Source organism: Nocardia ninae NBRC 108245 (assembly GCF_007990755.1).
GTDB lineage: Bacteria > Actinomycetota > Actinomycetes > Mycobacteriales > Mycobacteriaceae > Nocardia > Nocardia ninae.
The window spans coordinates 178129-201335 of sequence record NZ_BJXA01000003.1 but is presented as its reverse complement, the minus strand read 5'-3'; the positions used below and the strand labels follow the sequence as shown (position 1 = coordinate 201335).

The 23207-nt window shown below is 67.3% G+C and carries 21 protein-coding genes; 12 read left to right on the top strand and 9 right to left on the bottom strand.

Translation table 11 applies throughout. The features are described from left to right. Window positions 1–194: 194 nt before the first annotated feature. The 4 genes from NN4_RS04640 to NN4_RS04625 all read right to left on the bottom strand — a co-directional run bounded on the left by NN4_RS04640 (window position 195) and on the right by NN4_RS04625 (window position 4434). Window positions 195–1721 carry an FAD-dependent monooxygenase gene (locus NN4_RS04640; RefSeq protein ID WP_147128694.1) on the bottom strand — a complete coding sequence of 509 codons (1527 nt, stop codon included), beginning with the start codon at window positions 1719–1721 and terminating at the stop codon, window positions 195–197. A 69-nt stretch (window positions 1722–1790) separates the two neighbouring features. After that, window positions 1791–2801: a DNA topoisomerase IB gene (locus tag NN4_RS04635; protein WP_147128693.1), complete on the bottom strand. Its 1011-nt coding sequence runs from the start codon at window positions 2799–2801 to the stop codon at window positions 1791–1793. Between the two features lie 67 nt (window positions 2802–2868). Further along, window positions 2869–3063 (bottom strand): con-10 family general stress protein, encoded by a 195-nt coding sequence (locus tag NN4_RS04630; protein WP_107657574.1) that lies wholly within the window; start codon window positions 3061–3063, stop codon window positions 2869–2871. A 102-nt stretch (window positions 3064–3165) separates the two neighbouring features. Then, window positions 3166–4434 (bottom strand): glycosyltransferase 87 family protein, encoded by a 1269-nt coding sequence (locus NN4_RS04625; protein ID WP_147128692.1) that lies wholly within the window; start codon window positions 4432–4434, stop codon window positions 3166–3168. Between the two features lie 127 nt (window positions 4435–4561). On the opposite strand from NN4_RS04625, the gene NN4_RS04620 reads away from it, so the two are divergent. From NN4_RS04620 to NN4_RS04605, 4 genes are all read left to right on the top strand, one after another. After that, on the top strand, window positions 4562–5191 hold the full coding sequence (locus NN4_RS04620) for a flavodoxin family protein (protein WP_147128691.1): 630 nt from the start codon (window positions 4562–4564) through the stop codon (window positions 5189–5191). Next, complete coding sequence (locus NN4_RS04615) at window positions 5191–5820, top strand: UdgX family uracil-DNA binding protein (RefSeq protein ID WP_147128690.1); 630 nt, start codon at window positions 5191–5193, stop codon at window positions 5818–5820. Before NN4_RS04620 ends, NN4_RS04615 begins: the two co-directional genes overlap by 1 nt. A 19-nt stretch (window positions 5821–5839) precedes the next feature. Continuing rightward, entirely contained in the window at window positions 5840–6232 is a 393-nt protein-coding gene (locus tag NN4_RS04610) for an ankyrin repeat domain-containing protein (RefSeq protein WP_147128689.1), read from the top strand. A 70-nt stretch (window positions 6233–6302) separates the two neighbouring features. After that, complete coding sequence (locus tag NN4_RS04605; protein WP_281289314.1) at window positions 6303–6743, top strand: nitroreductase family deazaflavin-dependent oxidoreductase; 441 nt, start codon at window positions 6303–6305, stop codon at window positions 6741–6743. 3 nt (window positions 6744–6746) lie between these two features. Here NN4_RS04605 and NN4_RS04600 read toward each other — a convergent pair whose 3' ends face one another. After that, complete coding sequence (locus NN4_RS04600; RefSeq protein ID WP_147128687.1) at window positions 6747–8117, bottom strand: FAD-dependent oxidoreductase; 1371 nt, start codon at window positions 8115–8117, stop codon at window positions 6747–6749. Window positions 8118–8275: 158 nt separating this feature from the next. On the opposite strand from NN4_RS04600, the gene NN4_RS04595 reads away from it, so the two are divergent. Together NN4_RS04595 and NN4_RS04590 are read left to right on the top strand one after the other, a co-directional pair. Then, complete coding sequence (locus tag NN4_RS04595; RefSeq protein WP_186818261.1) at window positions 8276–9832, top strand: amino acid permease; 1557 nt, start codon at window positions 8276–8278, stop codon at window positions 9830–9832. Window positions 9833–9895: 63 nt separating this feature from the next. Beyond that, window positions 9896–10591, top strand: coding sequence for a hypothetical protein (locus tag NN4_RS04590; RefSeq protein ID WP_147128685.1), 696 nt, complete (start codon window positions 9896–9898; stop codon window positions 10589–10591). Between the two features lie 31 nt (window positions 10592–10622). Here NN4_RS04590 and NN4_RS04585 read toward each other — a convergent pair whose 3' ends face one another. Further along, on the bottom strand, window positions 10623–11111 hold the full coding sequence (locus NN4_RS04585; RefSeq protein WP_147128684.1) for a carboxymuconolactone decarboxylase family protein: 489 nt from the start codon (window positions 11109–11111) through the stop codon (window positions 10623–10625). Continuing rightward, window positions 11108–12187, bottom strand: a complete 1080-nt coding sequence (locus NN4_RS04580) for an NAD(P)H-dependent amine dehydrogenase family protein (RefSeq protein WP_147128683.1) — start codon at window positions 12185–12187, stop codon at window positions 11108–11110. The genes NN4_RS04585 and NN4_RS04580 overlap by 4 nt, the downstream gene beginning before the upstream one ends. 640 nt (window positions 12188–12827) lie before the next feature. On the opposite strand from NN4_RS04580, the gene NN4_RS04575 reads away from it, so the two are divergent. The 3 genes from NN4_RS04575 to NN4_RS04565 all read left to right on the top strand — a co-directional run bounded on the left by NN4_RS04575 (window position 12828) and on the right by NN4_RS04565 (window position 17413). After that, complete coding sequence (locus NN4_RS04575; RefSeq protein ID WP_135231699.1) at window positions 12828–13157, top strand: hypothetical protein; 330 nt, start codon at window positions 12828–12830, stop codon at window positions 13155–13157. A gap of 55 nt (window positions 13158–13212) precedes the next feature. Next, the gene (locus NN4_RS04570; RefSeq protein WP_147128682.1) at window positions 13213–15465 is read left to right on the top strand and encodes a serine/threonine-protein kinase; all 2253 of its coding nucleotides are present in this window, start codon (window positions 13213–13215) and stop codon (window positions 15463–15465) included. Between the two features lie 127 nt (window positions 15466–15592). Continuing rightward, window positions 15593–17413 carry a tetratricopeptide repeat protein gene (locus NN4_RS04565; RefSeq protein ID WP_147128681.1) on the top strand — a complete coding sequence of 607 codons (1821 nt, stop codon included), beginning with the start codon at window positions 15593–15595 and terminating at the stop codon, window positions 17411–17413. On the opposite strand, the gene ybiA is transcribed toward NN4_RS04565, so the two are convergent. After that, the gene (gene ybiA / locus NN4_RS04560; protein WP_147128680.1) at window positions 17398–17964 is read right to left on the bottom strand and encodes a riboflavin biosynthesis intermediates N-glycosidase; all 567 of its coding nucleotides are present in this window, start codon (window positions 17962–17964) and stop codon (window positions 17398–17400) included. The two genes, NN4_RS04565 and ybiA, sit on opposite strands and share 16 nt — an antisense overlap. A gap of 86 nt (window positions 17965–18050) precedes the next feature. On the opposite strand from ybiA, the gene NN4_RS04555 reads away from it, so the two are divergent. The 3 genes from NN4_RS04555 (at window position 18051) to NN4_RS04545 (ending at window position 21088) form a co-directional block, all read left to right on the top strand. After that, window positions 18051–18782 carry a tyrosine-protein phosphatase gene (locus tag NN4_RS04555; RefSeq protein WP_147128679.1) on the top strand — a complete coding sequence of 244 codons (732 nt, stop codon included), beginning with the start codon at window positions 18051–18053 and terminating at the stop codon, window positions 18780–18782. A 276-nt stretch (window positions 18783–19058) separates the two neighbouring features. Beyond that, complete coding sequence (gene erm / locus NN4_RS04550; protein WP_147128678.1) at window positions 19059–19862, top strand: 23S ribosomal RNA methyltransferase Erm; 804 nt, start codon at window positions 19059–19061, stop codon at window positions 19860–19862. Window positions 19863–19921: 59 nt separating this feature from the next. Then, window positions 19922–21088, top strand: a complete 1167-nt coding sequence (locus tag NN4_RS04545) for an alpha-hydroxy-acid oxidizing protein (RefSeq protein WP_147128677.1) — start codon at window positions 19922–19924, stop codon at window positions 21086–21088. 26 nt (window positions 21089–21114) lie between these two features. On the opposite strand, the gene NN4_RS04540 is transcribed toward NN4_RS04545, so the two are convergent. Continuing rightward, on the bottom strand, window positions 21115–23166 hold the full coding sequence (locus tag NN4_RS04540) for an AMP-binding protein (protein WP_371865614.1): 2052 nt from the start codon (window positions 23164–23166) through the stop codon (window positions 21115–21117). Window positions 23167–23207 lie beyond the last annotated feature (41 nt).

Below are 23207 nucleotides of genomic sequence, written 5' to 3'. Positions count from 1 at the left end.
CCCGAAGTGCTGCTAGCGTGGAGAAACTCAACGAAGCGAAGTAATCGATGGGGCCGGAACCCCTTCTGGGGCATGGGGTTCCGGCCTCGGCAGCTGTGCCCCGCTCGGGCGCACATGCCGCTCGGCCCTCCCCTGCCCGCACCTCTGCAACCACCGCTGCCCCATATCTCCCCCTGCCTCTGCGACACCCGGCATTACCCCGCAGCGCCGAACCACCGACCCAACGCCGCTTCCAGCCCGGCCAAGCTGCCCCCATCAGCCGCCCACGCCACGAACCCATCCGGACGAACCAGCATCCCCGTCAAATCCCCCGGCTCGACCGCCTTCGCCGTGACCACCCGCACCCGCGGTACCCAAGGCCCCACCGCCGCACGCAGTTCCGCGGAATCAGCCAGGTCGAACAGAACCGCGGCACCGTCGGCGAAGTGCCTGCCGAGCCGAGTTCCATCCGACAACTCGAAGTCCGGTACCGCCGCACCGACGCGCTCGTGCCCGCCGCCGAGGTCGTAGCGGTGCAGCACGCCGGAGATCTTCTTGAAGATGACGGTTGCCGCATCGCGGGTCGCCAGCAGTTCGGTCATTACCTCGCGCAGTTTCCTACTGCGCAGATCGGTGCGCATCAACGCCACCTGGGCCCGGGTCCAGTCGAGCACCCATGCCCCGATCGGATGCCGTTCGGTGGTGTAGGTGTCGAGCAGCTCCGGCCGTGCCCAGCCGCGCACCACCGCGGCCAGCTTCCAGCCCAGGTTCACCGCGTCACCGATACCGAGGTCGAGTCCCTGCCCGCCGAACGGCGAATGCACGTGTGCCGCATCGCCTGCCAGCAGCACCCGACCCTTGCGGTATTCGGTGACCTGACGGGTGTTGTCGGTGAACCGGGTGGCCGAGTGCACGGCGGTGATCTCCACCGGAACACCGGACACATTGCGCAGACTCGCCTGCAATTCCGCCGCGGTGATCGGCGCATCACGGTCGGCGGGCGGCCCGTCGAGCTCCACGGTGAGAATCCGGCCCGGTACCGGACCGTGCACATAGATCCCGGTGTCGGTCGTTGTCCAGCCCGGATTCAGCCCTTCGGCTCCGGTCATCTCGACGATGGCTTGATGCCCGGTCAGCTCCGGGTCGAGGCCGGGAAAGTCGAAGCCGGCCAGCTTGCGCACAATGCTGCGCCCGCCGTCACAACCGACCAGCCAACCGGCGCGAACAGTGTTGTCGCCGAGCCGAACCGTGACCCCACTGCCGTCGTCTTCGAAATCGGTGAGCTCGACACCACGTCGCACGATGACACCCAACTCGGCAGCGCGTCGCCCGAGAAGTGCCTCGATGCTCTGCTGCGACACCAGGTAGACCTCCGCAGCCGGGCCGAGATCCGCGAACGAGGAATGATCGAAGTCGACAAGGCCGACCCCGATCATGATGCCCGCGAAATGCCCGAGAAACGGCGGCGCTATCGGCTCATCGGCCGACTCATCGCCTGCCGTCAGAAATCTCGCCATCTGGTCGCGCATCCGCGCACTCTCGGCGACGAGTTCCGGCAGCAACCCACGCCGGTAGAGCGCCTGCGCGGTAGGCACATTGATCCCACCCGCCTTCATCGTCGGATCGATCTCGTCGAGCCGCTCGACCACCAGCACATCCACCCCGGCGAGCCGAAGTTCGCAGGCCATCATCAATCCCACGGGCCCGGCGCCCGCGATCACCACGTCGTATGTCTCGTGCATGGATCCGACTGTGCCGCGCGTCGATTGCGCCGCACTTGCATGGCGCTTGCGTCGTGCCGAACGACGGAATCACTTCACCTTGCGCAACAGCCGAATCACCGCCCGATCGACCAATTCCCGCCGCTCGTCGTCGGAATCGGCGCGCCGCGCGCGACGCAACGCCGCGGCAATGGTCGATCCGTTCGCCCAGGCGGTCACCACCCGCGGGTCGACGTAGGAGTTGCGCGCGACGGTCGGCGTGTTCCCCAGGGCCGCCGCAACATCCTCCATCACCTTCTTCTCCACCGCTTTACGACCACGTTTCGACTCGGGCCGCTCGGCCGACGCGAAGTCCGCGGCCGCCAATACCGTTGCCTGCCAGGTGCGTAAGTCCTTGGCACTGCATTCGCAGCACGCGAGTTCCTTGAACCGCAGATTGACGTCGTCGGCGTGCAGTTCGCGATATCCGGTCCCGTTCCGATAGACGAGCAGCCGCGACGTCTCGGCCGGGCAACGCCGCATGGCCCGAATGGCGTTGGCCACCAACGGTTCCCTGATCCGCACCCGCCGCCGGATGCCACCCTTGGCCGGGTAGTCGAACAGCATCTCGTCATCGGAGAGCCGCACCTGCTCGCGCAGCAGCGTGGCCACCCCGCGGGTCCCGTTCTCCTCCGCGTACTCCTCGCCACCCACCCGGAAAACGCCGCGGTCCAGCAGATCGATCGCCACCGCCTCGGCGCGATGCTTGCTCAGCCCCCGCTCCCCCAGATCCGCCCTGACCTGCCGCCGCACCTCGGGCAGCCGGGCGGCGAGTTCGAGGACCCGGTCGAACTTCTCTTCGTCGCGCTCCCGGCGCCACTGCTCGTGGTACAGATACTGCCGCCGACCGGCCGCGTCGATGCCCACCGCCTGGACGTGACCGTTGGCGTGCGGGCAGATCCACACCTTGCGCCACGCGGGCGGGATCACCAGGGCTTTGATGCGGTCGAGGGTCTCCGTGTCGGTCACCGCGTCACCGTCGCTCGTGGCATAGGAGAAGCCGCGGCCGCGTCTGACTCGGGTCAGGCCGGGGCCGTACACAGTGCTGCGGCGTAGGCGCATCGGAGATTCCTCGGCTGGGGACGGCCGATGGGCGAGGCAAGCGCCTCGCCCATCGGCTGTTATCGTGCTATCGGTTCAGGTGGCTGCGTTCGCCGCCGAGACGTTTGGCCGCGACCGGTTGAGCCGCCGCACCCTTCTTGCCCGCCTCGCTGGCGCGCTTGGGGTCGTTGTCGAAGCTGCCGCTACTCGCCTTGCCACCCTGGCTGGCGATCTTGCGCTGCTGCTCCGGATCCATGGCGGCGAAACCACGTTGGGCTGCCATGCAATCCCTCCTTGCCTCGAGTACTTTGTCGGCGACGGCTGGGTTGCCGTCACTGACGGCCCTACCCGGGGATCTCGGCAGCAAACACTAGAGGGTCGGAATTCAGTGTTGGGGCACCAGCGCGGGAGAAGGCTCGGGCGCCCGCGCGGCCCGGCGACCCGAGACGAAGTACAGCGCGACGAGCAGCACGCTGAACCACACATAGGTGTTGCCGATGATGTGTTGCCATGGCGTCCATTGCGTTTCACGATGTTCGCCGTCGGGCAGCCAGTTCTGCGGCCCGTACACGAAGACCGCGGTGATGACGGCGATAGTCACCGACCAGCCGATCGCCTGACGACGCGGCAGCCGGGTGGCGTAACCGATGCAGGCCAGCAATGCCGGGGCGATCCACACCCAGTGGTGCGACCAGGAGATCGGCGAGAGCAGCAGGGTGAACACCGCGTTGATGGCCAGCGCGAGCGGCGGGAAGTCGACCGCGCGCCGCATCGCCGCGACGACGAGCACCAGCAGCGCGGCGCCGAGGATCAGCCACAGCGCGGTGAACGCGGGCTCGGGCACCTGCAACCGGGCCAGCACTGCTTGAATCGACTGATTGGTATGAAATGCCGACCCGCTCAACCCGGACACATTGCCCATGCCGCCGAACCAGTACTTCACCGAGTCGCGCGGCAGCACGGCGAAGCCGATCAGGGTCGCGGCCGCGCCGGTCGCCGCGGCCGTCGCCGCCGACTTGTAGTCCTTGCGCACCAGGAAATACAGCACGAACGCGGCCGGGGTCAGCTTGATGGCGGCGGCGATGCCGATCAGCATGCCGCGCCGCCAGCGCGGTTTGATGGCGAGGCAGTCGGCCGCGACCAACGCCATCAGCAGCAGATTCACCTGACCGAAGCCCAGCGTCGAGTGCACCGGCTCCAGCAGCAGCGCCAGCGGCGTCGCGCACCCGGTCACCATCAGCACCAGCTTGCGCTGATCCGCGCCGGGCCATACCCGCCGCGCGACCAGGTACAGGGTCAGCCCGAGCGCGGCCACCGAGGAGACGAAAAAGGTGAACGCGGCCGCGGTCCACGGCAGCAGCGCGAACGGGCTCAGCGCCAGCGCGGCGAACGGCGGATAGATGAACGGCAGTCCGGCGCCGATGGTGGTCTGCGGCAGCTGTCCGTACATGTCGTTGCCGTGCCGTAGCGCGTCCACCCCGAGGCGATAGACCTGCAGGTCGATGAACCCGCCGGTGATCTTGTCGAACGGCCAGGTCGGCAGCAGCAGACAGAACGCGGAGAACGCGATACAGAGCACCGGTGCCAGCCACATCGCGACGCCGAGTCGACGATTCTTGGCTTCCGGCTCAACGTGGGTGGCGACACTACTCATCCGCGGCGACTATACCGACCTATCGCCTCCGGTACACCAGGTGGGAGGGCCTTCGGCGGCCGATGGAGTGAGCGCGACCGAAACGGGTACGTCGACAGCAGTCCCCCAACCGAAGGAGGTCGACCCGATGACCGCGTTGACGGCCGTAGCGCTGGTGTGCAGTTTGAAGAAATCACCCGAATCGTCGAGCACGGAACTGCTGGCCGGGCAGGTGATGGACGAGCTGGAGCGACACGGAGTGAGCGGCCGCGTAGTGCGGGTGGTCGACTACGACGTGCGGCCGGGCGTGACGGCCGACGAGGGCGACGGCGACGCGTGGCCGACGTTGCGCGAGATGATCGCCGCCGCCGACATCGTGCTGATGGCGACGCCGACCTGGGTCGGGCACATGTCCTCGGTGGCGCAGCGCGTGCTGGAGCGGTTGGACGCGGAGCTGTCGGAGACCGACGACGCAGGCAGGCCGAGCATGGTCGGCAAGATCGGCATCGCCGCCGTGGTCGGCAACGAGGACGGCGCGCACAAGATCATCGCGGATCTGTTCCAGGCGCTGAACGACATCGGGTTCACCATTCCCGCGCAGGGCGGCACCTATTGGAACGGGCAGGCGATGGGCACGGTCGATTACAAGGACCTGTACCAGGTCCCGGAGTCCGTCGAAAGCACGACCGCCGCGGTCGCCCGCAATGCCGCGCATCTGGCCGGGCTACTGCGCGCCGAGGCATATCCGCCCTATTCGCGCGAGTCTCAGGAGGCGTGATGAAGGCCCGGGGTGCCGCCGAGTTCGTTCCCGACACCGCGGACCTGTCGACCCTGCAAGAAGCGTCGTGCCGATGCCGAGGGTGTGACCTCTACCAGAACGCGACGCAGACCGTCTTCGGCGAGGGTCCCCCGGACGCGTCCGTGGTGGTGGTCGGCGAGCAGCCCGGCGATCAAGAGGATCGGCAGGGGCACCCGTTCGTCGGCCCCGCCGGGCACCTGCTCGACAAAGCGCTCGACGAGGCAGGCATCGACCGGGACACCGTTTATCTCACCAACGCCGTCAAACACTTCAAGTTCGTCGAGCGCGGCAAGCGGCGAATCCACAAAACGCCCGGCCGTACCGAGATCGTCGCCTGCTCGGCCTGGATCAACGCCGAACTGGCGCTCATCCGCCCGCGACTGGTGGTGTGTCTCGGTGCGGTCGCCGCGCAGGCGGTGATCGATCCGGCGTTCAAGGTGAGTCAGCAACGCGGCGAGGTTGTTTCGCGGCCCGACTACCGGGCGATCGCGACCGTGCACCCTTCGGCGGTGCTACGTGCGCCGGACCGGGCCGAGGCCTATGCGGCGTTCGTCGACGATCTGAAGAAGGTGCGAGCCGAGATGGGGAAGCGCGCGACCTCGAAGTGAGTCCTGGTAGGAATGGCGGATGGACGCTGACATGGACCCCGAACTCATCGAGCTGGCCACCAAGGTGTTCGACTTCGCGCGGCAGGGTGACGCCGCCGCGCTGGCCACGTACGTGGACGCGGGGGTGCCTGCGGATCTGACCAACGAGGCGGGCGACACCCTGCTCATGCTCGCCACCTACCACGGCCATCGCGACGCTGTCGCCGCACTGCTCGACCGCGACGCCGACCCGACCAAGGCCAACGACAAGGGGCAGACCCCGTTGGCAGGCGCGGTCTTCAAGGGGGAGAACGAGATCGCGCGCTTGCTCCTCGAATCCGGGGCCGACCCGGACCAGGGCTCCCCGTCCGCCCGGGACGCCGCGTTGATGTTCGGCAAGCCCGAACTGCTGGAGCTGTTCGCCGACTACTGACCGTCGGCGGAATTTCGCCGCCCACTTCATGGTTGCTGCCCCTGAAAACGCAACAACTGGAGGCAATGACGTGTCCGATCCCAACAGCCCCGACTTCGAACCGAAGAGCTTCAACCAGCAGGTGATCGATGAGTTCCGCGCCAACGCGGGCAAGGTCGGCGGCATGTTCGAGGGCGCGGCGATGGTGCTGATCACCACCACCGGCGCCAAGTCCGGGCGGCGCATCACCAACCCGCTGGTCTACCTGCCCGACGGCGACCGGGTCGTGCTCATCGCCTCCAACGGCGGCAACGACAAGCACCCGGCCTGGTACCACAACTTGCGCGCGAATCCCGACCTCACGGTCGAGATCGGCACCGAACGGTACGAGGCGAAGGCCGAGGTCGTCTCGGGCGCCGAGCGCGACGAGCTCTACGCCAGGATGGTCGAGATCATGCCGGGCTTCGCCGAGTACCAGGCCAAGACGTCGCGGGTGATCCCGGTCTTCGCGGTCTACCGCAGCGCGGCCTGAGCGCTACCCGCGCTCGCGCACCGCGCTGACCGCCTTGCGGGCGGCCACCAGGACGGGATCCCACACCGGCGAGAACGGCGGCGCGTAGCCGAGATCGAGGGCGGTCATCTGTTCGACCGTCATCCGCGCGGTGAGTGCGACGGCAGCGATGTCGACGCGCTTGCCCGCGCCCTCGCGGCCGACGATCTGCACGCCGAGCAGCCGGCCGGTGCGCCGCTCGGCCAGCATCTTCACCGTCATCGACGCGGCATCCGGGTAATAACCCGCGCGACTGGTCGATTCGACGGTGACCGTGACGAATTGCAGGCCCGAGGCCCGAGCGTCCTTCTCCCGCAAGCCGGTTCGCGCGACCTCCAGGTCGCAGACCTTGCTGACCGCGGTGCCGACGACGCCGGGAAAGGTCGCGTAACCCCCACCGACATCGGCGCCGATGATCTGGCCGTGTTTGTTGGCGTGCGTGCCGAGCGCGATATGGCGTTCGCGACCCGACACCAGATCGAGCACCTCGACGCAATCGCCACCGGCCCAGATGTTTTCGTGACCGCGCACCCGCATGGCCAAGTCGGTGAGCAACCCGCCGTATTCACCCAGTGGCAGCCCCGCCGCGCGAGCCAGCGCGGTGTCCGGCTGCACGCCGATGCCGAGCACCACCACATCCGCTGGGTATTCGACGCCGTCGGCGACCACCGCGCCGACCCGGCCCTGCTCGTCCGTCCGGATCTCGGTCACCTCGGCATTACTGACCACCTCGATACCCATGCCGCACATGGCATCTCGGACCAGCGCACCCATGTCCGGATCCATCGTAGACATCGGCTCGGGACCGCGCTGGACCATCGTGACGTCGTAACCGCGCTTGATCAGCGCCTCCGCCATCTCCACACCGATATAACCGGCACCGACGACCACCGCACGCTTGCCCTCGGTGCCTTCGAGCGTGTCGATCAGCGCCTGCCCGTCGTCGAGGGTCTGCACGCCGTGCACGCCTGCCGCGTCGATGCCGGGCAGCGGCGGCCGGATCGGGCGGGCGCCGGTGGCGATGACGAGTTTGTCGTAGTCCGTCCATGATTCGGTGCCTGCGTCGAGATCGCGGGCACGCACCCGGCCGCCCGCGACGTCGATCTCGGTGACCTCGGTGCGCATCCGCACATCGATGTCGCGGGCGCGATGTTCCTCGGGGGTGCGGGCGATCAGCGCGTCCCGCTCGCGCACGTCACCGCCGACCCAGTACGGGATGCCGCACGCGGAGTACGAGGCGAACCGGCCGCGCTCGAATACCACGATCTCCAGTTCGCTCGCGCCCTTCAGCCTGCGTGCCTGCGAGGCCGCCGACATCCCGGCCGCGTCACCACCGATGACCACCAGTCGCTCCATACGGCTCACGCTACGGCCGACCGCCGGTCGCCGAGCGGAGGGGGTCGCCGCGATTTGTGCGCGGTATTCCGGTTGCCATGCGGTTGACTCGGGTTTACTCCACACTGATCTTCTGGCAAACGCTGTGTGAGGGCAGCGTTTACATCCGGGAGCTGTACATGAGTGATCAACCGTCTCCGTCCGATGATGAACGTCGGCTCGCCGAACTCGGCTACAAACAGGAATTGGCCCGATCCTGGTCCGGATTCTCGAACTTCGCCATCAGTTTCACCATCGTCTCCATCCTGACCGGCGGATTGGCCAGTTACGGAATCGGTTTGGCCAACGGCGGCCCGATCACCATGGCCTGGGGCTGGCCGCTGGTCTCGATCATGGTGCTGTTCGTCGGCATGGCGATGGCGGAATTGGCCTCCGCCTACCCCACCTCCGGCGGCCTGTACTGGTGGGCGTCGCAGCTCGGCGGGCCGGTCTGGGGCTGGTTCACCGGCTGGTTCAACCTCATCGGTCAGATCGCGGTGACCGCGGCCATCGATTACGGGGCGGCGATCTTCACGACCGCGGTGCTCAATGTGATCGGCATCGAGATCGGCACCGACCGCACCGCGATCTTCCTGGTCTTCACGGTGATCCTGCTGCTGCACGCGGTGTTGAACGCGATCGGCCCGCATCTGTCCGCGGTGATCAACAATATCTCCGCGTGGTGGCATGTCGGCGGTGTGGCGATCTTCGTGCTGGTGCTCGCCTTCGGCGCCGAAAACCATCAGAGCGTCGACTTCGTGTTCACCGAGACCATCGACAACAGCGGTGTCGGGTTCGGCGGGGTGGCGTTCAGCTTCCTGCTCGGCCTGTTGCACGCGCAGTACACGTTCACCGGTTATGACGCGTCGGCGCACATGTCCGAGGAAACCCACGACGCGTCGCGGATGGCGGCCAAGGGCATCATCAACACGATCGTGGTGTCCGCGATCGCCGGCTATCTGCTCATCATGGCGGTGACCTTCGCGATCCCGAACCTCGACGACGCGCTGGATCCGACCAAGAACAGCGGCTACCCGGTGATCTACATCCTGGAGAACTCGCTCAGCTCGTTCTGGTCCGGGCTGCTGCTCATTATCGCCGCGATCGCGCAGTTGTTCTGCGGCTACGCGTCGGTCACCTCGGCCTCGCGAATGCTGTTCGCGTTCGCCCGCGACGGCGCGGTGCCGGGATCGGCGCTCTGGTCGAAACTTTCGGCCAGGAAGGTGCCGGTCAACGCGGTGCTGTTCATCTCGGTCTTCGCGTTCGTGCTGCTGATTCCCTCGATGCTGGTGCCCGCCGAGAACGCGCCGACCGCCTACGCGGCCGCCACCTCGGTAGCCACCATCGGCCTCTACATCGCCTACGGCATACCGATTCTGCTGCGGCAGGTGCACGGTTCCCGATTCCGCACCGGCCCTTGGCAACTCGGCCGCTGGTACCGACCGATCGGTGTCGTCGCACTGGCCTGGATCGCCCTGATCAGTTTCCTGTTCATCCTGCCGATGGACGACCGGGGCTATCCGTGGCACAGCGACTTCACCTGGAACACGGTCAATTACGCCCCGATCGCGTTGCTCGGCGTCGTCGGCGCCATCGGCATCTGGTGGGTGCTCTCGGCACGCACCTGGTTCACCGGACCCCGGCGCACGGTCGAGGACGCGCCGGAGGCCGGCGACGAAACGGCGGTCAACGCCTGAATGAACGGCTCGGAGCGACTACTGATTCGCGGCTTGTCGGTACCGGTCGCTAGGTTCGACAGTATGGAAAGGATCGACCCGGAGGACAATGCGACCGTAGGTCGGATTGTGTTTCCGGGAAACCCGTGGCCCGCCGGACACGCGATCGACGAGTTCGCGTGGTCCGGGCGGATCGACGAGAACGGCAATTTATGGTTCGATCTGCACCTGCGGTCGGCCGAGTACGCTGCCGAAGCAGCACCGGAAAGTGCTGCGGACGGCGCGGATTGGTCGTCGCCGCAAGTGTGGCGCAACTACCGGAGTTGCACGCTGTCGTCCACATACTGGGGTGAGGACGACGGCACCGGATTTCTCGCCGCCACGCCGGGTAATCCATTCCATTTGAAATCGTTGACGCCGCAACGTCTGACGGCCGATCCGCTACCTCTCGTCGATATCGATCAGCTCGAATTTCTCGCGTTCAATATCTACCTGCTCGGCCACGACTCCGTCGCCGACCAGGAGGTGTCTTTCACCCGCCGCCCGGACGGCAGCCATCACATCGACTGGCGCGGGCGCATCGCGCTCACCTATGCCGGTGACGTCGAGTTCCGTCATCGATTCGAGGCCGAGATCGCCGCGACCCTCGAATACATCCGCTACCCCGCAACGCTGTCGCGCGAGGAGGCACACGATCACCTGCAGGCCGTGATCGACGCGCCCGAATTGTTCGAGGCGGGACTCGTCGACGGACAACCAGCCTGGGTGCCGAAACTGTAGGTTGTCTCGCCGCACCCAGTGTGCCGTTCGGCTACGCGGCCGAATGCCCCGGCAGCACACAGGCGGTGTCGAGTCCGAGCACACGATTCAGGCGGCCGAAGGCGAGCCAGGAACCGATGCTCATGCTGAGTTCCACCACTTCGACCTGGGTGTACTCCGCGAGCATGCGGGTCCAGAACTCGTCATCGATACCGTGGTGGTCCAAGGCGTAACGCTCCGCGTATTCGGCGGCGAGCCGGGTGCGATCGTCGAAAGCCTCGGTGGTGCGCCACTCGGTGACCGCGTCGGCGAATTCCGGCTCCACCTTGGCGCCGTCGCGTTCGGTGCGCCAGTCCTGGCAGAAGATACAGCCGTTGATTTGCGCGATCCGCAGCCGGGCGGCCTCGAATTCGCGCAAACCGAGCGTGCTGTGCGAATACACCGCCATCGAGAACTGGGCGGCGGCGACCCCGATACCGGGCACCATTTCGCCCCAGACGTAACCGATCGGGTCCTTGCCCTCGGGGACATCGATGATCATGGATTCTTCCTTCCGAGTTTGCCGACTGCCGGACGCAGGGGAATATCGAGCGCGTCGTAGAGTCCGGGTTCGGCCGCGGCGAGCCAATCGATGGCGCTCACCAAACGCCCTACGGCAGTGGCGTTTCCGCCCGCGGAGCGGTTGCCGTTCTCGTCGGTCGCCTCGATGGTGACCTCGATGCGCGGGCGACCCTCGATGATCACCCGGTGTGCGCCGTCGCCGTCGGCGGGTGCGGGCCAGTCCGGCGCGCAGGACGGGTGGATCCGGGTGACATGTTCGATGACGATCCGCGGCTCGCCCGCCACGATGCCCTGCACCTCGAAGCGCACCGCACCCTGCGTGCCCGCCGCGAACTCACCCATCGACACGGTGGTGATCGTGGCTTCGAGCGGCCGCCGATCCAGGGTCTCGCGGATCTCGTCGAGTTCGACGCCGAGCGCCCGCGCCATCAGCCGAATCTGGCCGCCCCACACCATGGTCGGCACCGTCGGCGCGAGCATGAGCGGCTGGTAGTCCATCGGCTGCCCCATGCCGACGAGGTAGCGCACCGAGTCCGGCTGGTCGTAGGTCGAGTAGTCGAAGATCTCCTGGCAGCGCAACACGTCGATGGTGCCGCCGAGGCCGCTGAGCAACAGGGGCAGTACATCGTTGCCCCACCCGGGGTCCACACCCGAGACGAACAGCGAGCCGCCGCCCTCGGCGATCGCGGCGAGCACCGGATCGCGGATCTCCGCGGGTGCGTTGCGTGGGTCGTAGAGGGCGTACAGGGCGGGCGTCACGACTATCGCGCCCGCGCGGACCGCCCGCACGATGTCGGCGAGTGCGTCGTCGGGGCGGATGTCGCCGGACGCGGCGTACACGACCGCGCACGGTTTCGTCGCCAGCACCGCGTCGATGTCATCGGTGGCCGCGACGCCCAACTGATACTCGAGACCGCCCAACTCCCCCGCGTCGCGCCCGACCTTGTCCGGATTGTGGACGAGCACATTCGTGAGTGTCAGCGCCGGATGGGCCTCGACGGCTCGAATGGCCGCCCGGCCGACATTGCCGGTGCCCCACACCGCCGTGGAGATCATGCCGGGAGCGTAGCAAGCGCTTGGTCGGTCCCACGCCGTAATCGCGAACCTATCCGGGCTCGTTGCACTAGGCCAGGTACTCGACAGGGCCACATCGGCGTCGTCCCAGCGGCCATATTCGCCGATCGGCGTTTGCCACGGGTCCCCGTAGCGCCCGATCGTCGCAGCAGGTAGCATCATGTGCGGTCGGTCCGCGTGAACACTCCGCCATACCCACCGAATCCCCCTGAAAGTATCTGTAACCGTCGGTTACAGATAAATCGAGCTGGCTGACGACGTAGCCGGACTTCCGTCACGGCAAACCTCCCGCCACCGGCAGATCGAGCACCCCGGCGCGAATCCAGGAACTTTCCACGTTGCCCACGCCAGTTGTGGACCTGCCTACCGATGTCGTTTTCAAGTAGACATTCATGCTCGGCGCTTGCATAAAGTCTACGAATCCCACTGCCGGGCAACATATCATGGTGCCCGACGGCACCATATGAATGTTCCCGTCTGGAACTTGGGCCACAAAGTTCCCCAATCGTTTGCCGAGCCCTACCGCCCTTACCGAACAGCAGTTAAGTTTGAGGAAGCTCGGGGCTTACAGATGAGGCTATCCACGGCGCCAGGGGTAGCTTTCACGACAAGGAGGGTGGTGATGACGACACAACCAGCCGCACTCGGTTACGTGCGGCACGATATCTCAGGTGCGCAGCAAACCTGGGACGAGACTCAAATCCGCAGTCTCGCTAAAAGACTCGGCTACGAACTCATCGAGAACGTGGTCTTCGGCGCGGACACCGCCGACCGACTCGGCCAGCTCCGCGACATCGTCCGGCGCCACGATGCCGAAGCACTGATAACGCCGACCCTCGAGCACCTGGACGGCGCCGCCGAACCACTGGTCGAGGTCTGCGACGTTATCACCGTCCGACCCGAAAACACCTACGCACGCTGGGCTTTTCCCCAGATCCAGGCCGACGGCTGACCGCCGACCCGGCAAACTTCCGGCTTCCGCGCGCCGGCGGGGATACGATGCGCAGATGGCGCACCCCGCCCCGCCGGTTCCGGGGGCGACGGTCGCATCGGACCGTTCGCCCGTGAACTCGCGCGGCAATGGTGTCGCGGAGGTGGTGGCGCAGTTCACCGAGGCGTGGCGAGCCGGCGACGAGCCACCGGACCTGCGGGCCTACCTCCCCGACTCCCCCGGCATCCGGCGGGTGTCGTTGATCGAGTTGATCAAGGTCGATCTGGCCCATCGGTGGGGACGCGGCACGGCGCCGAAACGCCTGGCCGACTATGTCGAGGATCTACCGGAACTGCGGACCTGGCCGCTGCCGCCGGATCTCATCTACGAGGAGTTCCACGTCCGGCGGCGGGCAGGCACCGCGGTGCAGGTCGCGGAGTACACCGCAGCGTATCCCGCACAGGCCGAACAACTTTCGGAAATGCTGGCGACCGACGACTACCACAGCACGATGATGTCGGCCGCCGAGCCGGTGAACCTCGACGACATCGACGCCGGTCAGCAGATCGACGACTTCGACCTGATGACCGGACTCGGCCGCGGTGCCTTCGCGCGAGTGTTCCTGGCGCGCCAGCGGTCGATGCAGCGGCTGGTCGCCGTGAAGATCTCCCGCGACAAGGGCACCGAGCCGCAGACGCTGGCGCAACTGGATCACGACTACATCGTCCGAGTCTTCGATCAGCGCGTGCTGGAGCACCGCAAGCTGCGGCTGCTGTACATGCAGTACGTGCCGGGCGGGACCCTGTTCACCGTACTGGAGCGGGTTCGGGCGACGCCGCCGGAACAGCGGGACGGGCGGCTGCTGCTCGACGTCATCGACTCGGTGCTGGCGGGCAAGGGCGAGATCAGGCCGAGCGAATCGCCGCTGCGGGCACGGCTCGCCCAGCTGTCCTGGCCGGAAACCATCGCCTGGCTTGGGCGGCGGCTGGCCGAAGCGCTCGATTACGCGGGCAATGCCGGCGTGCTGCACCGCGATATCAAGCCGGCGAACGTACTGCTCACCGCGGACGGCATTCCCAAGCTCGCCGACTTCAATATCAGCTTCAGCGGCAATGTTTCGGGCGACAGCCCGGTCGCCTATTTCGGTGGCTCGCTCGCCTATATGTCGCCCGAACAACTCGCAGCTGTACACCCGGACCACCCCGGCACAGCCGAGGATCTCGACACTCGAAGCGATCTGTACGCGCTCGCCGTGGTGCTGTGGGAATTACTCACCGGCCGTAAGCCTTTCGACGACGACTCGGTGACCGGCGGCGACCGCACGGCACTGGACGGCATGCTGGAGCGTCGCTCCGGCAGTCCGAAAGCACTGCCCTATCAGGACCTTCCGCCGGACTGCCCGGCAGCGCTGGAGCGCGCGTTGGTACGCGCGCTCGATCCGGAGCCGGACAATCGGTGGCCGTGCGGGGCGGACATGGCCCAGCAGCTGGAGGTCTGCCTCGACGCCCGAGCCCGCGATCTCGTCGACCCGCCGCCCGCCAGTTGGCGATTGCGGGCGCGCAAGCTGATGCATCCGATCATGGCGCTCGCCATCGCGGTGCCGAACGCGCTCGCGATCTGGTACAGCTACAACCACAACCGGACGCTCATCATCAGCAAGCTGGACGAGCAGGCCCAGCATCGCTTCGATCAGATCGCGGTGACCACCTACGGCCTGTGCTTCCTGATCGGCTTCGTGGTCACCAACGTGCTGCTCGCGAACCTGTGGTCGATTTCGCGCGGACTGCGCAAGGGCAAGTCCTACGACGCGCAGACCCTCGCCCGCGCACGCGGCGACACCCTGCAACTGGGCAAACGTAATGTGCTGACCTGCTTCGCGCTTTGGGTCATCGCGGGCGTCGCGGTGCCGGTGTCCGTACAGGTCTCCGGCAACCACATCACGCCCGAGTCGTACCTGCACTTCTTCATCACGCAGATCGTGTGCGGTGCCATCGCCATGGCGTATCCGTACTTCATGGTGAACTTCTACGCGGTGCGCTCGCTGTACCCGATGTTCCTGCGTCACGGCGGACTCGGTGCGCAGGACGCACGCGCGCTACGCCGACTCGACCGCCGCAGCACCTACTTCCTCGCCATCGCCGCCGCCGTTCCGCTGCTCGGCGTCGCGGGCGCGACATTCATTCCGGCCGAGGACATCCCGGCGGTCATCGTGGCGCTGCGGGTGCTGTGCGTGGGCAGCGCCCTCGCCTTCATCGGCGTGTACTGGCTGTTCCGCATGCTGGAGCAGGACCTCGCCGCGCTCGAACGCATCGTCGCCCGCTCCGCCTGAGCACCGCCCGCTGTCGCGTCAAGGGGCCGCATGATTGCTGCGCCATTCCCGGCTTCGGCGAGTACGGTATATCCCGCCGCACAGCGCAGGGACGGCACGACGCATTCGGCGGAAAGGCGGGCATCACGTGAACGAGCCGTATTCGTCATGGGCCGCTCGGAATTCGCCCGATGATCGGCCGCTCGCCGCCCGATACCAGAGCGCGGAACCGATCGTGTTGCGTGGCAGCAAGGTCTATCCGATGTACACCGAGCAGGTCGGGCCGGACCCGACGGCGGTCACCGTGACGCTGCTGTCCGCCGCGCCCCCGGCCGGGCTGCGTGGCCTCGGCATGGGACTGTCGGTCGTCGACGGCTACGTCGGCCTGAACGGCCGCCGCCTCAACGGGGTCGATGTCTGGTCCGATGCCCTGGTCGGCGGCATCAGCTTCGACATCATCGGCACCGCCCCCGGCACCCTGGTGACGCTGACACCCGTCTGGGTGGACGGATTCGGCGAGCAGAAGTCCTGGGTCGGCAATTACGGCATCGTCGTGGAGAACACCCCGGACGGCCGCGTCGTGCTGTGGTGCAGCATCGGCGAGGGACCCGCCAACTTCGCCAACCTCGTCGTCGAGGTGCAGACCGCCCCGATGGTCGCGGAACCCGCGGTGGACGCCCAACCCACCCATCCGATGCGCTCCCCGCACCTACCGCCGAATCCGATCGGCGCACACCCCTCAGCTGCACAGCCGAACATGCCACCGACGCAGCACGATTCCGGTGACGATCTCGCAGCGAACACCCACCCGCCAGCCACACAACCGGCCCAACACAACCCGAGCAGCGACTTCGCCGCGAACACCCACCCGCCTGCCAAGCACAACCCGAGCAGCGACTTCGCCGCGAACACCCACCTGCCAGCCACACAATCGGCCCCAGACAACCCCGACAGCGGCTTCGCGGCAAACAGCAACCCACCGACCACACAACCGGGCCCACACAACCCGGGCAGCAGCTTCACCGCGAACACCCACCCGGCGGCCACGCAGCCGGCCCAACACAACCCGGGCAGCAGCTTCGCCGCCAACACCCAGCCACCAGCCACACAATCGGCCCAACACAACCCGGGCAGCAGCTTCGCCGCCGCGGACGCGGACCCAGTGACCATCCAGCCTGCGGCCACGCCCCCTGCGACCACAGCGCCGGCGGCCACGCAGCCAGCGACGGCGCATCCGCCGACCATGCCCGCGGCGCAGCACAACCCCGGCGGTGATTTCGCAACGAACAACCACCCGCCGACCAGCCAACCAGGCACGCCCAACCCAGGCGGCGGATTCGCAGGCAACGCCCACCCGTCGGCCACGCACAACCCGAGCGGCGGATTCCCAGCCAACAACCACCCGCCGACCACGCACCCGGCGACCCACAACCGAGGTGGCGGATTCGCGGCGAACCCCTCAGCGCCGAGTCCCGCGTATTCCGGTGTCGCACAGCCGCCGCCGAACCCACACGCCGATACTCAGCCCACTCCGACTCCGCCTCTCGGCTCGGACGCCCAGTACGGCCCCGGCGTCCAATCGGCCCCCACCCGCCCCATGCGGTCCAAACCACCGGCCGACGACTCCCCAGCACCGGACACAGGCGCGAGCTACCGGACCGCCCTCTACGACCTCGGCGTCGCCATGTACAGCCGCGGCGAGGAAGACCAAGCCTGCGGGCTTTGGGAGCAGGCCGCCGACGCCGGGCACGCGGGCGCCGCCTACGACCTCGGCGTGGTCCATTTCCGGCGCGGCGACCTGGACGACGCGCAACGCTGGTGGCACGCTGCCGCAGAAGGCCGTGAGCCGCGCGCCATGGCCGGCCTCGCCGAACTCCTGGACCGGCAGGGCGACTACGCCGAGGCCCGCGTCTGGCGGGCCCGCGCGGACGAGGAGCGCGTCGCCAACGCCGATCAGTCGGTCGGCTGACCGCCCCGCAGTGCCGCGCGCGCGTCCATCAGCGCGAAGCCGAGCAGGTTCAACCCTGGCCACTGCGCGGGATCCTCGGCGCGGGGATCGTCGGCGGCCAGCCCGATCCCCCAGATCCGGTCCACCGGACTGGCTTCCACCAGCACCCGGTCCCCCGTCCCGAGCAGGTACTCCGCCAATTCCGGGTGCTGCCCGAACTTCGCCACGTTCCCGCGCACCACGATCTCGTACCGGCGCGCGCTCCACACGCGGCTGTCGAAGCCGCGGACCTCGCGCCCGAGCGCTTTCGCCGCTTTCGGCGTCGGCGCCGCCAACACCTGTTCGGCGTTGTCCACGTCGCCGAATAGTCGCGCCTTTCCCCACATCATGTAGTGCTCGGCCGACGGGAACTCCGCACCGTCCAGCACGAAAGACGCAGGCCACCACTGACTCAAACAGCTGGGCCCGATCCGGCCCCTGTGCTCCGGCTGATGCCCCCAGAACATCAGATAGTCCACCTTCTCGCCCGCAGCTGTCGCCTCGACCAGGTCGCCCACCGAACGCAGGTGCATGATCATAGTGTGCCCTATGGTCCGCCCTTCCTGCCTGCCGAATATCCGCGAAGGTCGTTGTGGGCGGCGAACATAGAGTTCCTGTGGTGAACAGACACATCGCCTTCGAACGACTACACAACTTCCGCGATCTGGGCGGCTACCCGACCGCGGACGGGCAGATCGTGCGCTGGGGACGGCTATTTCGCGCCGACTCGCTGAGCAAGCTGCGCGACCAGGACTGGGATCGCTTCCTCGAGCTGGGCATCACGACCGTCATCGACCTGCGCTACCCCTGGGAGATCGACGCGAGAGGCCGAGTCCCGCAGCACGAGTCGCTCGTCTACCACAATCTCAGCATCGAGCATCGCCCGTACGATCAGGCGGCGCTCGGGCCGGACATCGAGGTCGGACCGTACCTCGCCGAGCGGTTCCTGGAGGTCGCCGCGGACGGTGTCGAGGAACTGCGCCGCGCCATCGAGGTGCTTGCGAAGGCAGACGGCCCGGCGGTCTTCCACTGCGCGTCCGGCAAGGACCGCACCGGGTTGCTCGCGGCTCTTGTCCTGAATCTGCTCAGCGTGTCCGATGAGCAGATCATCGAGGACTTCGCCCGGACCGAGCTGGCTACCGACCGTCTCATCGCCGACTGGCGGGCGGCCTATCCCGACAAGGAGCTCACCTGGCCGGGATACGGGCGGGCGCCCGCCGAGGTGATGCGATTGTTCCTGGCCGCATTGGCCGCCCAATACGGTTCGGTGCGCGGGTATACGGCGGAGCAGCTCGGCATCGACGACGATGTGGTCGACGCCTTGCGGCGCAGCCTGCTCGAAACGGCGTAATCCGCGGCGAAAAACCGGTCGCGGGTCGGCGCAGGGGTGCGATATCTTCCGGGCATGAACGGTTCGGCGATGAACGGCGGGTACGCGATCAGCGCGTACTACATCCGGCTGCGCACGGAGGCCTGGGCTCTGCCAGTGCACCGTGGCGCTCCGTTGTCCCGACTGTTCTGATCGGGATGCGCGCCGGCGGTCGATGACCGCCGGATTTTCTGTGCCCTGGCATGGGTCCGGGCGAATCACTTTTTCTGATTCGACCACTCCGTTCGGAGGATACCCATGTCCCGTCATCGTTCGCTGCCGCGCGCCCGCGATACCCGGGTCGGCACCCGTAAACGTCTGTCCCAGAACTTCCTCGTCGACGCCGGGGCCGCCCGGTTGATCGTGCGCTCGTCCGGCGTCACCGACACCGATCTCGTACTCGAGATCGGCCCCGGCGACGGCATGCTGACCAGGCAGCTGCTCAACGCGGCAGGCCGGATTCGCGCCTATGAGAAGGATGCCTACTACGCCGAGCGGCTGCGCAGGCGCTACGCCGACGACGATCGAATAAGGCTGTTCCACACCGATTTCCGTGCGGTGCACGCACCGGACGAGCCGTTCGCGGTGGTCGCCAATGTGCCCTTCGCGGTCACCACCGACGTGGTGCGCTGGTGCCTGGCGGCCCGGCGGCTCACCTCGGCCACCTTGCTCACCCAAAGCGAGTTCGCCCGTAAGCATTCCGGCGACTACGGCAGGTGGACCAAGCTCACCGTCACCCATTGGCCCACCGTCGCAATGGAATTGGGCGCACGCATCGGACGGCACAGCTTCCACCCGGTACCGAGCGTCGATACCGCGGTCCTGTACCTGCGCCGCAGACCTCGCCCACTCCTGCCGAGCTCGGCGCGCGCCGAGTACCGGCGGACGGTGGAACTCGGTTTCTCGGGCGTGGGCGGCTCGCTGGCGACGTCGCTGCGCAGGCAGTTCCCGGCGCGAGCGGTCCGGGCGGCCTGCACCGCCGCTGACATCCCGGAGAACACACCGGTCGGGCTGGTCGACCCCGACCGCTGGCTGATTCTCTTCCGGACATTGACCGGGTAAGCGCTCCGCTACACAAATGTATCGGATACATTCGTGTATCAAACGAGGAAGGGAGTGCCGTGACCGGCAACTTCGGTGACTACCAATACGAGATCTACTTCCAGGGCCTCGGCGGTGTCCTGCCCGACCTGCCGATGACCTACGCGGACCTCGAAGCGCGGGCACAGGCCGCGCTGCCGCCGGGAATCTGGTCCTACGTGGCCGGCGGTGCGGGCGACGAGCTCACCCAGCGCATCAACGCGACGGCGTTCGAGAAACTGGGCCTGATCCCCCGCATGCTCCGCGCGACGAGGGACCGCGACCTCTCGGTGGACCTGTTCGGGATGAAGCTGCCGTCCCCGATCTTCATGGCACCGGTCGGCGTGATCGGCCTCTGCGCGCAGGACGGCCACGGCGACCTGGCGACCGCCAGGGCTGCCGCCCGCACCGGCGTCCCGATGATGGCCTCCACCCTGACGGTCGATCCGCTCGAAGACGTGGCCGCCGAATTCGGCGACACCCCCGGCATGTTCCAGCTCTACACCCCCAACGACCGCGACCTGGCGCAGAGTTTGGTGCGCCGCGCCGAAGCCGCAGGCTTCAAAGCCATTGTGGTGACCCTGGATACGTGGGTGCCCGGCTGGCGCCCACGCGACCTCAGCACCTCGAACTTCCCCCAGCTGCGCAGTCACTGCCTGGCGAACTACTTCAGCGATCCGGTGTTTCGCGGCATGCTCGCGAAAACTCCGGAGGAGGACCCGAAAACCGCGACGCTGACCTGGGTTTCGCAGTTCGGCAACCCGATCACCTGGGACGACCTGGCCTGGCTTCGTTCGCTGACCGATCTTCCCTTGGTACTCAAGGGAATCTGCCACCCCGACGATGCCCGCCGCGCCAAGGACGCGGGCGTGGACGGCCTCTACTGTTCCAATCACGGTGGCAGGCAGGCCAACGGCGGCATCCCGGCGATCGAGCATCTGCCCGAGGTGGTGGCCGCCGCCGACGGCCTGCCGGTGTTGTTCGACTCCGGAATCCGTTCCGGCGCCGACATTGTCAAGGCGCTGGCCCTCGGCGCGACCGCGGTCGGCATCGGCCGCCCGTACTGCTACGGGCTGGCACTGGGTGGCGTCCAGGGCATCGTGCACGTGCTGCGCGCCATGCTCGCCGAGGCGGACCTGCTGATGGCGGTCGACGGGTATCCGGCGATCGCCGAGCTCACCCCCAACGCGATTCGCCGGTTGAACTGACGACGTCAGCCGAGCTGGGCGCATGCTCAGCTCGGCTGAATCAGCGTGCGCTTCAGGATCTTTCCGGTCGCGTTGCGTGGCAGTGCCTCCAAGAAGGTCACGTCGCGCGGCACGGAGAACCGGCTGAGCCGATGACGTATGTAGTTGCGGACCATGTCCCGGTCCAGCCCGAAGCCCTCCCGCGTCACCACGAACGCGGCGAGCCGCTGACCGTACTCCTTGTCCGGCACGCCGACCACCGCCACCTCGCTCACCTGCGGCAGATGCGACAGCGCCTCCTCGACCGGTCGCGGAAAGACGTTCTCACCACCGGAGATGATCATCTCGTCGTCCCGGCCCGCCACGAACAGCAGCCCGTCGGCGTCGAGGTAACCCAGGTCGCCGGTGTCGAGCAGGCCGCCCCACTCGGTGGGCGGTGTGGCATCGGTGTAGCCGTCGAACAGCATGTGGTTGAGCACGAAGATGCGGCCGGTCACGCCGCGCGGCACCGGACGCAGATCCTTGTCCAGCACAGCGAGTTTCGTGCCGAGCGGCGGGCGGCCCGCAGTGGTCGGCGCCGCGCGCAGATCCGCCGGATCGGCGATGGTCGCCCAGGACACCTCGGTCGAGCCGTAGACGTTGTAGAGCACGTCGCCGAAGGTGTCCATGAACTTCAGCACGGTCGGACCGGCAAGGGGCGCACCACAACTCGCGACGACCCGCAGGCTCGACGTGTCGTACCGATCCCGAATGTGCGTGGGCAGGTCCAGGATTCGGTTCACCATCACCGGCACGACGATGAGCGCGGTGACGCGGTGCTCCTGGATCAACCGCAGGCAGTCCTCGGCGTCGAACCGCTCCGGCAGCACCACGGTCGCGCGGATCGGGGTGCTGATCTGCAAGGCCGCCAACCCCCAGGTGTGGAACAGCGGCGCGGGGATGAGCATGGTCTCGTCCATCCGCATCGGAATCCGCGACAGCAGCGCCGCGACGGTGCCGAAACCCTTGGGCTGCGGGCGTTGTGCGCTCTTGGGTGTGCCGCTGGTGCCGGAGGTGAGCACGATCAGTCGGCCCGGATGCGGCGGTCGCGCGAAGGTCGGCGCGTCGAGGGCGATCAGATCGTCTACCGTGTAGCGCTCGAACGCGCTGCGCTGACCGGTGGCGAACCGCGGCACGCCGGCCGCCACATACCTGGTCAGCGCGTCGTACTCGTCGTCGAGGAAGATCGCGGACAGCCCGTGCCGGTCGGCGACGTCCTCGATCTGCCTGGCCGACAGTCCGGTGTTCAGCAGCACCGTGTCCACGCCCAATTTGCCGGTGGCGACCATGCACTCGACCATTGCCACGCGATTGCGAGAGAGTAGCCCCACTTTGTCGCGCGCGCCGATGCCGAGCATGGACAGCGCCGAGGCGAGTTTGTGCGTGCGCGCGTGCATTTGACCGAACGTGTAAGCGGACACCTCGTCCACGACGGCGAGGCGATGCGGCGAGTGCCCGGCGGCGGCCGCGTAACCGCCCGCCAGGGTGAATCCCCATTTGGCCAGCCCGCCCACCTGCTTGAGCGCGCGATCGGGCCGATAGGTGCGCACGACGCCGGTCGACACCATCTGCTTCAGCGTGCCGACCTGCTGTTTCGCCGCCGACTCCTCACCGTTGACCAGCACCGAGGTCGGCGTGCCGACGATGGCGTCGGTGATCCGGTCGAGGCCGGCCATGGTCCAGGCGATCACGTCGGCGTTGTCCTGCGCGGCGATCCACGGATGGATCCGGCCCGCACCGAAGTAGGTGATGGTGACCCTGGTCTGTTCCTGCTCGCCGCGTAGTCGGATCGCGGCGAAACTGCCCAGGCCGGGGCACTGTAGCTCGAAGGTTTCCAGCTCTTTGCCGATCACCAGCCGTAAGGCGGGCACGCCGAGTTCGGTGCCGTCGTGCCAGGCCCGGATCAGCAGAACGGGGTGCGAGTCCGAGGTTTCCGCGCGATCACAATCTCCGATTCCCAGGAACATCCGGGGGTAGGTCTGCGGGTCCATGAAAAAGTCCCACATGGCTTTGCGTGCGGCCGAGAACTCCGCATCGATAGTGATGACGTCCGTTACCAACTGCGTTGCATTTCTTCATGGGCCGACCGAGCGGTATGCGT